This is a genomic window from Streptomyces sp. NPDC091209 (assembly GCF_044757755.1).
In the GTDB taxonomy this organism is placed as follows: Bacteria; Actinomycetota; Actinomycetes; order Streptomycetales; family Streptomycetaceae; genus Streptomyces.
In genome coordinates, this window is sequence record NZ_JBIVVR010000012.1 from 286,125 (window position 1) to 302,047 (window position 15,923).

The window sequence follows — 15,923 nt, forward strand, 5'->3', positions numbered from 1 at the left end:
CCGCCGGGTGAAAGCCGGTGGAGACCGCCGGATGAGAGCCGGTGGGAGCAGCCGGGTGCCGTCCCGTCACCGGGGGCCCGCTCACGGCCCGCCTCGGATCCCAGCCCGAATCCCGGCCCGGCTTCGGGCCCGAAGCCGGGCCCGAAGCCGGGCCGGCAGGGTGCAGGCCGGACCGGTGCCGTTCAGGACAGGCCCAGCTCGTCGTCGAGCAGGTCGAAGATCTCGTCGGCCGTGGCGGACTCGATCGAGCGGTCCTGGGCATCGGTGTCCGGTGCACTGTGCGTTTCGTTCCACTTCGCCAGGAGGTCGCGCAGCCGGGCGGCGATGCCCGCGGCGTCCTCGTCGTCGTCGGGGCCGACGCCCGCCAGGATCGATTCGAGCCGGTCCAGCTCGGTGTGGACGGCCCGCCGGGGGGCGTCGTCCGTGCCCAGCCGCTCGCCGAGATAGCCGGCGAGCGCCTCGGGCGAGGGGTAGTCGAAGATCAGCGTGACCGGCAGGCGCAGCCCGCAGGCGGCGGTGAGCCGGTTGCGCAGGTCGACGGCGGTCAGCGAGTCGAAGCCGAGGTCGAGGAAGCCGCGCGCCGGGTCGACGACGTCCGGGCCGGTGTGGCCGAGGACGGCGGCGACCTGGGTGCGCACCAGGTCCATGAGGGCCTGGGCCCGCTCGGTGGCCGGCAGGGCGGCCAGCCGGTCCGCGAGGGAGCCGCCGGCCTCCGTGCCGACCCCGGTGCCGGTGCGGGTCCCGGGGTCTGCGGCGGCCCGGCGCACCGGGACGTGGACCAGGGAGCGCAGCAGCGGCGGCAGGGTGCCGTCGGCCGCCTGGGCGCGCAGGGCGGCCGGTTCGATCCGCATGGGCACGAGGACGGCGTCGTCCAGGGTGTGCGCGGTGTCGAAGAGGGCCAGGCCCTCCTCGGGTGTCAGGGCGGCCACGCCGGAGCGGGCCATCCTGGCGAGGTCGGCCTCGTCCAGGGCGCCGGCCATGCCGTCCTCGGCGCCCCACAGGCCCCAGGCCAGCGAGGTCGCGGTCAGTCCGCGGGCCCTGCGGTGCTGGGCCAGGGCGTCCAGGAAGCTGTTGGCCGCCGCGTAGTTGCCCTGCCCCGGGGCGCCGAAGCAGCCGGCGACCGAGGAGAAGAGCACGAACGCGCTCAGCTCGTGTCCCTCGGTCAGCTCGTGCAGGTTCCAGGCCGCGTCGAGCTTGGGCCGCAGCACGGTGTCCAGGCGCTCGGGGGTGAGCGAGTCGATGATGCCGTCGTCCAGGACCCCGGCGGTGTGCACCACCGCCGTCAGCGGGTGCTCGGCGGGGATGCCGGCGAGCACGGCCGCGAGCGCGTCCCGGTCGGCCGCGTCGCACGCGGCCCAGGTGACCGATGCGCCCAACTCACCAAGGTCGCTGGCGAGTTCGGACGCGCCCGGGGCTTGCTCGCCCCGTCGGCTGAGCAGCAGCAGCCGACGTGCGCCCCGCTCGGCCACCAGGTGACGGGCGAAGAGCCGGCCGAGGGTGCCGGTGGCCCCGGTGACCAGGACCGTGCCCTCGGGGTCGAGGTCGGGCGCCTGGCGTTCGGTGCGGGCCACGCGGCGCAGCCGGAAGGCGTGCGCGCGACCGGCCCGCAGGGCCAGTTGGGGCTCGTCGCCGGTCAGGACGGCGGCCAGCGCTTCGGCGGAGGCGTCGGTGCCGTCGGTGTCGGCGAGCACGAACCGGCCTGGGTTCTCCGACTGGGCGGTGCGCACCAGGCCCCACACCGGGGCGTGGACCAGGTCGGTGACGGGCTCGCCCGGTTCGACGGCGACCGCGCCGCTGGTGAGCAGCACCAGCCGGGAGCCGTCGAGGCGTTCCTCGGCGAGCCACTGCTGGACGAGGTCGAGCGCGCGGTGCGCGGCGGCCCGGGCGGTGGCCGCCCGGCCGCTGGTGGTGACGGCGGGGGTGAGCGGGACGATGACGGTGTCGGGCACCGGTGCGCCCGTCTCCAGCGCGGCGCGCAGCGCGGCGAGGTCGGCGTGGGTCTCGACGGGCCGGTCGCCGGGGTGGAAGGCGTCCGGGTCCTCGCCGAGCACGGCCCAGCGCTCATCGGTGGGCGCGTTCCTCGTGCTGGGCAGCGCGGCCCAGTCGACGGCGAACAGCGACTCGTGGTGGGCGGAGCGGTCCTCGCCGAGCCCGTCGGCGGGCACCGGACGCAGTACGAGCGAGCCGACGGTGGCGACGGGCGCGCCGGTGGGGTCGGCCAGGTCGAGCGCGACGCCGCCGTCCTCGGCGGCGGCCAGCCGTACGCGCAGCCCGGTCGCGCCGGTGGCGTGCAGCCGTACGCCGGTCCAGGCGAAGGGCAGTCGGGCGCCCTCGACGGGGGCGTCCGCGCTCGCGCCGGGGGTGGCCAGGCCCAGGGCGTGCAGGGCCGCGTCGAAGAGCGCGGGGTGCAGTCCGTAGGCGTCGGCGTCGACCGCGTACGACGGGTCGAGCGCGACCTCGGCGAACACCTCCTCGCCGCGCCGCCAGGCCGCCCGCAGGCCCTGGAAGCCGGGGCCGTAGCCGAGTCCGGCAAGGGCCGCGCCCGGGTAGAACCCGTCGACGGGCAGTTCCTCGGCGCCGGTCGGGGGCCACTGGCCGAGGTCCGCCGCGGGAGCCCCGGGGGCCTGGGGGGCCAGGACGCCGGCCGCGTGCCGGGTCCAGGGCTCCGCCGCGGGGGCGTCGGCACGCCGGGAGTGCAGGGTCAGCGCGCGCCGCCCGCTGTCGTCGGCGCCGGCGACGGCGAGCTGGAACTGTACGGCTCCCCGCTCGGGCAGGGTCAGCGGCGCCTCGACGGTGAGCTCGTCCAGTACGTCGCAGCCGACGTGGTCGCCGGCGCGCAGGGCCAGTTCCACGAGGGCCGTGCCGGGCAGCACCACGGTGTCGCCGACCGTGTGCTCGGCCAGCCAGGGCTGGACGGAGACGGCGAGCCGGCCGGTGAGCACCAAGCCGTCGGAGGCGGGCAGTTCGACGGTGGCGCCGAGCAGCGGGTGGTCCGCTCCGTCCAGTCCGGCCGCGAGGACGTCCTCGACGGAGACGCCCACGTCCAGCCAGTAGCGCTTGCGCTGGAAGGGGTAGGTGGGCAGCTCCACCCGGCGGGCGCCGGTGCCCGCGTAGTACGCGGTCCAGTCGACGGACGTGCCGTGGACGTGGGCGAGGGCCAGGGCGGTGGTGGCGGTGCCGGCCTCGGGCCGGCCCGCGCGCAGCAGTGGCACGAACACCGCGCCGTCGCCGGTGACGCACTCCTGGGCGAGCGCGGACAGCACGCTGTCCGGGCCCAGTTCCAGATAGGTGGTGACGCCGGACTCCTCCAGGGCGCGCACGCCGTCGAGGAAGCGGACGCTCTCGCGCACGTGGCGCACCCAGAAGTCGGGGTCGGTGAGCTCGTCGGTGACGAGCGCGCCGGTGAGGTTGGAGACGACCGGGACGACCGGGGTCTCGTACACGAGGCTCTCGGCGACCTTGCGGAAGTCGGCCAACATGCCGTCCATCAAAGGCGAGTGGAAGGCGTGGCTGACCGTGAGGCGCTTGGACCTGCGGTCGCCGAACGATCCGGCGAGCCTGTCCGTCTCCTGCGGGTCACCCGCGATCACCACCGACCGGGGCCCGTTGACCGCCGCGATGCTCACGTTCTCGGTCAGCAACGGCGCGACCTCGTCCTCGGTCGCCTCCAGCGCGGTCATCACGCCACCCGCGGGCAGAGCCTGGATCAACCGGCCGCGCGCGGCGACGAGTTCGCAGGCGTCCTGGAGGGAGAGCACCCCGGCCAGGTGCGCGGCGACGATCTCGCCGATCGAGTGGCCGCAGAGCACGTCGGGCCGGGCGCCCCACGCCTCGACGAGCCGGAACAGGGCCACCTCGATCGCGAACAGCGCGGGCTGCGCGTACTCCGTACGGTTCAGCATCTCGGCGTCCTCGCCGAACAGCACGCTCTGGAGCGGCAGTTCGAGGTGCCGGTCGAGCTCGGCGCAGACCTCGTCCAGGGCGCGGGCGAAGACCGGTTGGGCCGCGTACAGTTCGCGGCCCGCGCCCGGACGCTGGCTGCCCTGTCCGGTGAACAGGAAGGCGGTGCGGCCCTCGCGAGCCGTGCCGCGCAGCACTCCGGGAGCCTGCTCGCCGCGCGCCAACGCGTGCAATCCGGCCAGCAGTTCGTCCCGGTCGTCGCCGGCGAGCAGCGCGGCGCGCCGTTCCAGCGCGGAGCGGGTGGTGGCCAGGGACAGCGCCAGGTCCACCGGCCGCAGTTCCGGATTCGCCTGTACGTGGGCGGCGAGCCTGCGGGCCTGGGCGCGCAGGGCGTCCTCGCCGCGCGCCGACACCACCAGCGGCACCGTCGCCGTCACCGGCGTGACGTGCCCGGTCGGCTCCGCCCCGGGGGCGAAGTCCGCCCCGGGGGCGAAGTCCGTTTCGGGGGTGGGGTCCGGTTCGCGGGCAGGGGCGGGATCCGGTTCGGGGGCCTGCTCGATGATGGCGTGCGCGTTGGTGCCGCTGATGCCGAAGGAGGACACGCCCGCGCGGCGCGGGCGGCCGGTCTCGGGCCAGGCGACCTGTTCGGTGAGCAGCGAGACCGCGCCCGCCGACCAGTCCACGTGCGGAGTCGCCTCGTCCACGTGCAGGGTCTTGGGGACCACGCCGTGGCGCATCGCGAGGACCATCTTGATCACACCGGCGACGCCCGAAGCGGCCTGCGTGTGACCGAGGTTGGACTTCACCGAGCCCAGCAGCAGCGGCCGGTCCGCGTCGCGCTCCCTGCCGTACGTGGCGAGCAGCGCCTGCGCCTCGATGGGGTCGCCCAGCCGCGTGCCCGTGCCGTGCGCCTCGACCACGTCGACCTCGGCGGCGCCCACGCCCGCGTTGGCGAGGGCGGCGCGGATGACCCGCTGCTGGGAGGGGCCGTTGGGGGCGGTCAGTCCGTTGGAGGCGCCGTCCTGGTTGACGGCTGAGCCGCGCACGACGGCGAGGACCTGGTGGCCGTTCCTGCGCGCGTCGGACAGCCGCTCCAGCAGCAGCATGCCCGCGCCCTCGCCCCAGCCGGTGCCGTCGGCGGCGGCCGCGAAGGACTTGCAGCGCCCGTCCGCGGCGAGACCCCGCTGCCGACTGAACTCGATGAAGGTGCCGGGCGTGAACATCACGGTGACACCGCCCGCGAGCGCCATCGAGCACTCGCCGTTGCGCAGCGCCTGCGCGGCCAGGTGCAGGGCGACCAGCGAGGACGAGCAGGCCGTGTCGACGGTGACCGCCGGGCCCTCCAGGCCGAAGGTGTAGGCGACACGGCCGGAGACGATGCTGCTGGAGCTGCCGGTGCCGAGGTAGCCCTCGACGCCGTCCGGCACCGCGTGCAGCCGGGCGCCGTAGTCGTGGTACATCACACCGGCGAAGACGCCGGTGCGGCTGCCGCGCACCGTGGAGGGGGCGATGCCGGCGCGCTCGAAGACCTCCCAGGTGGTCTCAAGGAGCAGCCGCTGCTGCGGGTCCATGGCCACGGCCTCGCGCGGCGAGATGCCGAAGAAGTCCGCGTCGAACTCGGTTGCGTCGTGCAGGAATCCGCCGTCGCGGGCGTAGGAGGTGCCCTGGCTCTCCGGGTCCGGGTCGTACAGCGCCTCGGTGTCCCAGCCACGGTTCTCGGGCCAGCGGGTGATGCCGTCGGCGCCCGCCGTCAGCATCCGCCACAGATCCTCGGGGGCGCGTACGTCGCCGGGGTAGCGGCAGCTCATCGCGACGATGGCGATGGGTTCGTCGTCGGCCGGCGCGGCGGTCGCGGGCGTGGCCGGGGTGCCCTCGGCGGCGGTGCCGTCGCCGACGAGTTCGGAGCGCAGGTGCCGGGCGAGCGCGGCCGGGTCCGGGTGGTCGAAGACGAGGGTGGCGGGCAGCCTCAGCGCGGTCGCCGCGTTCATACGGTTGCGCAGCTCGACGGCGGTCAGGGAGTCGAAGCCGAGCTCCTTGAAGGACCGGGACGCCTCGACGGACCCGGCGCCCGTGTGGCCGAGCACGGCCGCGACCTGGGCCCGGATGAGGTCCCGCAGCACCCGCTCCTGCTCGGCGGCCGGCAGGGCGGCCAGCCTGGCGCGCAGCTCGGGCTCGCCGGCCGCGGCCACGTCCACGGTGCGCCGGGCGACCCCGCGGACCAGTCCGCGCAGCAGGTGGGAGAGGGTGCCGGCGGAGGCCTGGACGCGCAGCGCCTCGGCGTCGACGCGCATCAGGGCGACGGTCGACTCGTCCAGGGCCACCGCCGTGTCGAACAGCTCCAGGCCGTCCTCGGCGGTCAGCGGCGGCAGTCCGGCGCGGCGCATCCGGTTGACGTCGGCGGCGTCCAGGGCGCCCGCCATGCCGTCCGCGACGGCCCACAGGCCCCAGGCGGTGGCGGTGGCCGGCAGCCCCTGGGCGCGGCGGTGGGTGGCGAGGGCGTCCAAGTAGGCGTTGGCGGCAGCGTAGTTGGCCTGGCCCGGTCCGCCGAAGACGCCGGAGGTGGAGGAGAACAGCACGAAGGCCGTCAGGTCCAGCCCGCGGGTCAGCTCGTGCAGGTTCCAGGCCGCGTCCACCTTGGGCCGCAGTACGGCGGAGAGCCGCTCGGGGGTGAGCCCGGTGACGACACCGTCGTCCAGCACACCGGCGGTGTGCACCACGGCGGTCAGCGGGTGCTCGGCGGGGATGCCGGCGAGCACCGCGGCCAGTGCGTCGCGGTCCGCGACGTCACAGGCCGCCCAGGTGGCGGTCGCCCCCGACTCGGCCAGTTCGGCGACGAGTTCGGCGGCCCCGGGGGCTTCGGCCCCGCGCCGGGCCACGAGCAGAAGCCTCGTCACGCCGTGGCGGGACACGAGGTGCCGGGCCACCAGGGCGCCCAGCGCGCCGGTGGCGCCGGTGACGAGGACGGTCCCGCCGGGCCCGAAGGCGGGCGTACGGGCGAGATCGGGCTGCTCGGGGTCGAGCACGGCGACGCGGGCCAGGCGTGGCACGAGCACCTCGCCGCCGCGCAGCGCGAACCGCTCCTCGTCGGTGCCGAGCGCCACCCGCAGGGCCTCGCCCGCGGCGGCATCCGTGGCGTCCAGGTCCACGAGGGCGATCCGGCCCGGGTTCTCGGTCTGCGCCGAGCGCAGCAGGCCCCACACGGTGGCGGCGGCCGGGTCGATGGTCTCGGCGTCGGGCCCGGTGGCGACCGCGCCCCGGGTGACGACCACCAGCCGGGAGCCGGCGAACCGGTCCTCGGCCAGCCACTGCTGCGCCAGGGCCAGGGCGGCGTGGGCGGCGGCGTGCACGGCGGCCGGGTCGGCCGAGTGCGGCGCGAGCTCGACCACGACCTCGTCGGGCACGGGCTGTCCCGCGTCCACGGCGGCGGACAGGGCCGCCAGGTCCGCGTGTCGCGGTGCGTCCGGCAGCGCGATCGCGTCCGCGCCGAGCAGCGCGAACCGGGCGGCCACGGGTTCACCGAGGCCGGAAGGCGCGGTCCACTCCTGGTGGAAGACCGCCTCGTGGTGCGTGGCTCGGGCGGCGCGCAACTGGTCGGCGGAGACCGGGCGCAGGCCGAGCGACTCGACCAGCGCGACCGGGGCACCGGCGGCGTCCGCGATCTCCAGGCGCACGCCCTCGGCGCCGGCCGGGGCGAGCCTGACGCGCAGCGCCGCGGCGCCCGCGGCGTGCAGGGACACCCCGCTCCAGGCGAACGGCAGCCGGCCCCGGCCGTCGTCGGCACCGACGCCGCTCAGCCCGATGGTGTGCAGGGCCGCGTCCAGCAGCGCCGGGTGCAGACCGAACCGGCCCGCCGTCTCCTCCGCGCCCTCCGGCAGCCGTACCTCGGCGAAGACCTCGCCGTCGCGCTGCCAGGCAGTGCGCAGGCCCCGGAACGTCGGCCCGTACGCGAATCCGATCGAGTCCAGCTCGTCGTAGCGTCCCTCCAGCGGCACTTCGGTGGCCCCGGCCGGCGGCCAGGCCGACAGGTCGAAGCCGGCCGGGCGGCGCGCGCCCTCGGCGAGCACACCGGAGGCGTGCCGCGTCCACGGCCCCTCGGCCGTGAGCCCCTCGGCGCGGGAGTGCAGCGCGACCGGGCGGCGCCCGGAGGCGTCGGCGGCACCGACCCACACCCGTAGCTGGACGCCGCCACGCGCGGGCAGCACCAGCGGGGCCTCCAGGGTCAGCTCCTCCAGGTGGTCGCAGCCCACCTGGTCACCGGCACGGACGGCCAGCTCCACGAACGCCGTTCCCGGCAGCAGGACGCTCCCGAGGATCTCGTGGTCGGCCAGCCACGGGTGCGTGTCCAGGGCGAGCCGTCCGGCGAAGACCATGCCGTCGGATTCGGGCAGGGCCACGCCCGCGCTCAGCAGCGGGTGCCCGGTGTCGTCCAGACCGATCGCCTCGACGTCACCCAGGTGGTACGGAGACACGGCCGGCCAGTAGCGCGAGCGCTGGAAGGCGTACGTCGGCAGGTCCACACGCCGCGCACCGGTGCCCGCGAAATAACCGCTCCAGTCGACGCCCACGCCGTGGGTGTGGGCGCGGGCGAGAGCGGTGGTGAGCGTGTCCGCCTCATCGCGACCGCCGCGAACGACGGGAAGGAAAACAGCATCGGCGTTCTCGACACAGTCCTGCGCCATGGCGGACAGGACACCGTCCGGACCCAGCTCGACGAACGTGGTGACACCGGCGGCTTCGAGCGCGCGGATGCCATCGGCGAAACGGACCGCCTCACGAACGTGCCGCACCCAGAACTCCGGCTGCGTCAACTGCTCCGAAACGAGAGCACCGCTCACATTCGAGATCACCGATATCTTCGGCAGCCCGTACGTCAGGCCCTCCACCACGGCACGGAAGTCGTCCAGCATGCCGTCCATGTGCGGCGAATGAAACGCGTGACTCACGCTCAGCCGCTTGGACCTGCGGTCGCTGAACGAACCGGCGATCCTCTCGGCCTCGTCGGCATCACCCGCTATCACCACGGACCGCGGCCCGTTGATCGCCGCGATGCTCACCCGCTCCGACAGCAGCGGAACGACCTCGTCCTCGGTGGCCTGGAGGGCGATCATCACGCCGCCCTCGGGCAGCGCCTGCATCAGCCGACCTCGCGCCGACACGAGCTTGCAGGCATCGGCGAGGCTCAGCACCCCGGCCACGTGCGCGGCCGCGATCTCACCGACCGAATGACCGGACACGAAGTCCGGCCGCACACCCCACGACTCGAACAACCGGAAGAGCGCGACCTCGACCGCGAACAGGGCGGGCTGCGCGAACTCCGTCCGGTTCAACAGGTCGGCGTCGTCCCCGAACACCACGTCACGCAGCGGCACATCAACGTCGAGGTGCGCGCACACCGCGTCGAAGGCATCGGCGAACACCGGGTACGCGGCATACAACTCACGGCCCATTCCGAGCCGCTGACTGCCCTGCCCCGTGAACAGGAACGCGGTCTTCCCCGACAGCGGCGAACCCGTCACCACCCCCGGCGCACCCGAGTCCTGCGCCAGACCGGCCAGACCGGCCAGCAACCCGTCCCGGTCACCGGCCACCACAACCGCACGACGGTCAAAGGCCGAACGCCCGACCGCCAGCGAAAGACCCACGTCGGCGGCGCACAGCCCGGGGTTGTCCGTCAGATGGGCGTGCAGCGCGGCCGCCTGGCCGCACAGCGCCCGCGCACTCCTCGCCGACAGCACATACGGCACCGGGCGCGCAGGCTGCTCCGACACCGGCGCCCCCGCCTCGGCCACCGTCTCCGGGGCCTGCTGCGGCGCCTGCTCCACGATCGTGTGCGCGTTCGTCCCGCTGATACCGAAGGAAGAAATACCCGCACGACGCGGACGACCCGTCTCCGGCCACGCCACCGACTCGGTCAACAGCGAAACGTCCCCGGCCGACCAGTCGACGTGCGGGGTCGGCTCGTCCACATGCAGAGTGGGCGGCAGCACCCCGTGCTCCATCGCCAGCACCATCTTCATCACGCCCGCGACACCTGCGGCGGCCTGGGTGTGCCCGAGGTTGGACTTGATGGAGCCCAAGTGCAGCGGCAGCCCTTCGGGACGGTCCTTCCCGTAGGTCGCCAACAGCGCCTGCGCCTCGATCGGGTCACCCAGCCGCGTACCCGTACCGTGTGCCTCCACCGCGTCCACGTCGGCCGGGGTGAGGTCACCACTGGCCAACGCGGCGCGGATGACGCGCTGTTGGGACGGACCGTTGGGAGCGGTCAGCCCGTTGGACGCGCCGTCCTGGTTCACGGCCGAACCACGGACGAGGGCCAGCACGGGATGACCGTTACGCCGCGCGTCGGACAACCGCTCCACGAGCAGCATGCCGACACCCTCGCCCCAGCCCGTACCGTCCGCAGCCCCCGCGAACGCCTTGATCCGACCGTCCTCGGCCAACCCACGCTGACGGCTGAAGTCGATGAAGGAGGCGGGGGTGGACATCACGGTCACACCGCCGGCCAGGGCCATGGAGCACTCGCCGTTGCGCAGCGCCTGGATCGCCCAGTGCAGCGCGACCAGAGAGGAGGAGCAGGCGGTGTCGACGGTGACGGCCGGACCCTCCAGGCCCAGCACGTAGGAGATGCGGCCGGAGACGACGCTGGCGGCGTTGCCGGTGCCGAGGAAGCCCTCGACGCCCTCGGGGGCGGCGAGGATGAGGTTGAGGTAGTCCTGGCCGTTGGTGCCGGTGAAGACGCCGATCTGCTCGCCGCGCACGGTGGCCGGGTCGATGCCGGCGCGCTCGAAGGCCTCCCATGAGGTCTCCAGGAGCAGCCGCTGCTGCGGGTCCATGGCGAGGGCCTCGCGCGGCGAGATGCCGAAGAAGTCCGGGTCGAAGTCGGTGGCTCCGGCGAGGAAGCCGCCCTCGCGGACGTAGCTGGTGTTCTCGGCGGCGGATTCGGGGTCGTACAGCCCGTCGAGGTCCCAGCCACGGTCGGTGGGGAAGCCGGAGACGGCGTCCCGGCCCTCGGCCAGGAGCCGCCACAGGTCCTCGGGGGTGGCCACGCCGCCGGGGAAACGGCAGCTCATCGCGACGATGGCGATGGGGTCGTCGTCGACGGCGACGGGGGCCTGCGCGACGGCGGATCCGCCGTTCGTGCCGAGGAGTTCGTGCTGGAGGAAGGCGGCCAGGGCGTAGGCGTTGGGGTAGTCGAAGATCAGTGTGGCGGGGAGCGGCAGTCCGGTGCGGGAGGACAGCAGGTTGCGTATCTCCACGGCAGTCAGCGAGTCGAAGCCGAGGTCGTGGAAGGCGCTGGCGGGGTCCACGGACTGCGGTCCTGCGTGTCCGAGCACGGCGGCGACCTGCGTGCGGACGAACTCCACGGTCAGTTCGTCGCGTTCGCCGGCCGGTGCCTCGGCGAGGCGGCGGGCGAGGGTGTCGGCGGTCCCGACGGCCGGGCCGCTCGCCTCGCCGGTGGCGAGGGCCTGCACGGCGTCGGGCAGGTCGGCGATGAGCGGGCAGGGGCGCACCGCGGTGAGGCCCGGGGCGAGCAGCGACCAGTCGAAGTCGGCGACGACGCAGGCCGTTTCGTCCAGGGCGAGGCTGATGCGCAGGGCGTTCAGGGCGAGTTCGGGGGCGAGGGCGGGCAGTCCGGCCTGGCGCAGCCGTTCGGCGACGAGGCCGTCGGTGGCCATGCCGCCGTCGGCCCAGGCACCCCAGGAGACGACGGTGGCGGGCAGGCCGTCGGCGCGGCGCTGCTCGGCGAGGGCGTCCAAGTACGCGTTCGAGGCGGCGTAGTTGGCCTGTCCCGCAGCGCCGAGGACGCCGGCGACCGAGGAGAACAGCACGAAGGCGGACAGGTCCAGCTCGCGGGTCAGCTCGTGCAGCACGTGGGCGGCGTGCGCCTTGGGGCGCAGCACACCGGCGAGGCGGTCGGGGGTCTGGGCGTCCAGTACTCCGTCGTCGAGGACGCCGGCGGCGTGCACGACTGTGGTGAGGGGGTGCTCGGCGGGAATGCCGGCCAGCAGGGCGGCGACGGCGTCGCGGTCGGTGACGTCGCAGGCGACGAAGGTCGCCTCGGCGCCCAACTCCGCTATTTCCTGCGTGAGTTCCTCAGCGCCTTCGACCTCGGGGCCGCGTCGGCCGAGCAGGAGGATCCGGTCGGCGCCCGCGCGGGCGAGCAGTCGGGCGACGTGCCGGCCGAGCGCTCCGGTGCCGCCGGTGACGAGGGCGGTGCCGCCGGTGGTCCACTCGCCGGGCTGCTCCTCGCGCGGGGCGCGGGCCAGTCGGCGTACGAAGGTGCCGGTGGAGCGCACGGCGAGATGGTCCTCGTCGCCGAGACCGCCGAGGGCGTCGGCGAGCCGGCCCGCGGCGCGCTCGTCGGGCTGCTCGGGCAGGTCGATCAACCCGCCCCATCGGGTGGGCAGTTCGAGTGCCGCCGTGCGACCGAGACCCCAGGTGAGCGCCTGGGCGGGTGCGGCGAGGCGGTCGGTGCGGCCGGTGGAGACGGCGCCGCGGGTGACGGCCCACAGCGGTGCCTCGACACTCGCGTCGCCGAGGGCCTGGACGAGGGCGGTGGTGGCGGCGAGGCCCGCGGGCAGCGCGGCGTCCACGGGGTGCGGGCGCTCGTCGAGGGCGAGCAGCGACAGCACGCCTGCGGGCGACTCGGCGTCGGCGAGGAGTTCGCGCAGTCGGACGGCGAGGGTGTCGCGGTCCTCGTCTGCGGCGTCCACGGCGAGGGTGGTCACCTGGGCGCCGCGCGCGGTCAGGGCGCGGGCGGCGGCGCCGGCCCATGGGTCGTCGGTGTGCCCGGCGGGCACGATCAGCAGCCAGTGTCCCGTGACGGGCCCGGCGGCGGTGTCGATGAGCGGCTTCCAGGTGACGCGGTAGCGCCAGCCGTCGACGGTGTCGCGGTCGCGGTTGCGGCGGTGCCAGGCGGACAGCGCGGGCAGCACGCCGCTGAGCGGCTCGTCGCCCGCGACTCCGAGGGTGTCGGCGAAGCGCGCGAGGTCCGCGCTGTCGACGACTTCCCAGAACTTGGCGTCGGCGGCGGAGAGTTCGCCGCCCGCGACGGGGTCGGTGAAGTCGGTGAAGGGGTCGCGCGGCCAGTACAGCTCGCGCTGGAAGGCGTACGTGGGCAGTTCCACCCGGCGGGCCCCGGTGTCGCGGAAGCGGGCGGCCCAGTCCGGGGAGAGACCGCGCACATGGGCGCCCGCCACGGCCGCGGTGAGCGACCACGCCTCGGGCCTGCCGGTGCGCAGCGCGGGCAGGAAGGCCGCGGCGCGCGGGCCGGTGGCGGTCAGGCAGTCCCGGCCGAGCCCGGACAGCACACCGCCGGGGCCGAGTTCGAGGTAGGCGGTGACGCCACGGCTCTCCATCCAGCGGATGCCGTCGAGGAGGCGGACGGCCTCGCGGACGTGGCGCACCCAGAAGTCGGCCGAGCCCATCTCGTCGGAGACCAGGGCGCCGGTGAGGTTCGAGACGACCGGGATGCCCGGTGTCTCGTAGATCAGGCCCTCGGCGACCGTACGGAAGGCGTCGAGCATGCCGTCCATGTGCGGCGAGTGGAAGGCGTGGCTGACCGTGAGGCGCTTGGACCTGCGTCCTTCGAATGCTTCTACGATCCTCTCGGCCTCGGCGGCGTCACCGGAGAGGACCACGGACCGCGGGCCGTTGACCGCCGCGATGCTCACGTTCTCCGTCAGCAGCGGCGCGACCTCGTCCTCGGTGGCCTGGAGCGCGATCATGACCCCGCCCTCGGGCAGCGCCTGCATCAGCCGGCCGCGCGCCGAGACCAGCGCGCACGCGTCCTCCAGCGAGAACACCCCGGCCACGTGAGCCGCGGCGATCTCGCCGATGGAGTGGCCCGCCAGGAAGTCGGGGCGCACGCCCCACGACTCCACCAGACGGTACAGCGCCACCTCGACGGCGAACAGTGCCGGCTGCGCGTACTCGGTGCGGTCCAGCAGCGCGGCGTCCGTGCCGAAGAGCACGTCCTTCAGCGGGCGGGCGAGTTCGAGCCGGGCGCACACCGCGTCCAGCGCCTCGGCGAACACCGGGTATTCCTCGTACAGTTCGCGGCCCATGCCCAGGCGCTGGCTGCCCTGGCCGGTGAAGAGGACGGCGAGCTTGCCCTCGGTGGCGCTGCCCTCGAAGACGTCGGCGCAGGGCCTGCCCTCGGCGAGCGCGGACAGGCCGGCGAGCAGACCGGCGCGGTCGTGGGCGACGACGGCGGCGCGGCGGTCCAGGGCGGCGCGGGTGAGGGCCTGCGCGTACGCGAGGTCGGCGAGGGCGATGTCGGGGCGCTCGGTGAGGTGGGTGTGGAGGCGGGCGACCTGGGCGCGCAGGGCGGCCTCGGTGCGGCCGGACAGCACCACGGGCAGCACACCCGCGCCGCCTGTCACCGGGGCGCTCTGTGCGGCCTCGTCGGTCTCGGGGGCGCTCTCCAGGATGACGTGGGCGTTGGTGCCGCTCATGCCGAAGGAGGACACGCCGATGCGGCGCGGCCGGTCGTACGTGGGCCAGGGGCGGGCCTCGGTGAGCAGTTCGACGTGGCCCGCCGACCAGTCCACGTGCGGGGTGGGCTCGCTGACGTGGAGGGTGCGCGGCAGCGTGCCGTCGCGCAGGGCCATGATGCTCTTGATGACGCCGGCGACACCGGCGGCGGCCTGGGCGTGGCCGATGTTGGTCTTCAGCGAGCCCAGCCACAACGGCCGGTCCTCGGGGCGGTCCTGGCCGTAGGTGGCGATCAGGGCCTGGGCCTCGATGGGGTCGCCCAGGCCCGTGCCGGTGCCGTGCGCCTCGACGGCGTCGACGTCGCCGGGGGTGAGGCGGGCGTTGGACAGCGCCTGGAGGATCACGCGCTGCTGGGAGGGGCCGTTGGGGGCGGTGAGCCCGTTGGAGGCGCCGTCCTGGTTGACGGCGGTGCCGCGCAGCACGGCGAGGACCGGGTGGCCCTTGCGGCGCGCGTCGGACAGCCGCTCGACCAGCAGGATGCCGACGCCCTCGGCGAGGCTGAAGCCGTCCGCGTCGGGCGAGAACGCCTTGCAGCGGCCGTCGGTCGCCAGGCCGCGCTGCTTGCTGTAGTCGATGAAGGTGCCGGGCGCGGCCATCAGCGTGGCGCCGCCGGCGAGGGCCATGGAGCACTCGCCGTTGCGCAGCGCCTGCACCGCCAGGTGGAGGGCCACCAGCGAGGAGGAGCAGGCGGTGTCCACGGTGACCGCGGGGCCCTCAAGGCCGAAGGTGTACGACAGCCGGCCGGAGGCGACACTGGCGGCGTTGCCGGTGCCGAGGTAGCCCTCGACGTTCTCCGAGGAGCTGAGCAGCGCGGTCAGGTAGTCGTGGCTGCTGGTGCCGACGAAGACACCGACCTGCTTGCCGCGCATCCCCGTCGGGTCGACGCCCGCACGCTCGAACGCCTCCCAGGAGGTCTCCAGGAGCAGCCGCTGCTGCGGGTCCATGGCGAGCGCCTCGCGGGGCGAGATGCCGAACAGCGAGGGGTCGAAGCGCGCGAAGTCCCGTACGAAACCGCCCTGGTCGGCGTAGCTGGTGCCGGGGTGCTCGGGGTCCGGGTGGTAGACGGTGTCCATGTCCCAGCCACGGTCGGCGGGGAACCCGGTGATCGCGTCGGCCTCGTCCATCACGAGGCGCCACAGCTCCTCGGGGGATTCGATGCCGCCCGGGTAGCGGCACGCCATTCCGACGACGGCGATGGGGTCCTGGTTCTTCGCCTCGACGTCGCGCAGCCGCTGACGCGTCTGGTGCAGGTCCGCCGTCACCAGCTTCAGGTAGTCCCGCAGCGTCTCTTCATTCGCCATTTGATGCAACCACCCATTTGCGGCAGACGGCATAGGAAACCGTTGTGCGAAAATCCAAGGGAATTCAATGTGCGCCGAACGGCCCGCCCCACGGACGAATCGGCTGCGCACTGCGAGGTTATTGAGCGCCCAATCTCCCCCACAACCCCTAACTGCCCCCTAAGCACCCCTGGGTGGAGGGTGCGTAGGGGGCAGTCGCCTTGCGGGAAAATATCCGAGGGCTGA

Annotated in this window: 1 protein-coding gene; it reads right to left on the bottom strand. The window is 74.5% G+C overall.

Annotated features, from left to right (window positions below; genetic code table 11):
- Nucleotides 1-182: 182 nt before the first annotated feature.
- Nucleotides 183-15,698 (bottom strand): type I polyketide synthase, encoded by a 15,516-nt coding sequence (locus ACIQRL_RS31220; RefSeq protein ID WP_401337789.1) that lies wholly within the window; start codon nt 15,696-15,698, stop codon nt 183-185.
- Between the last annotated feature and the right edge of the window lie 225 nt (nt 15,699-15,923).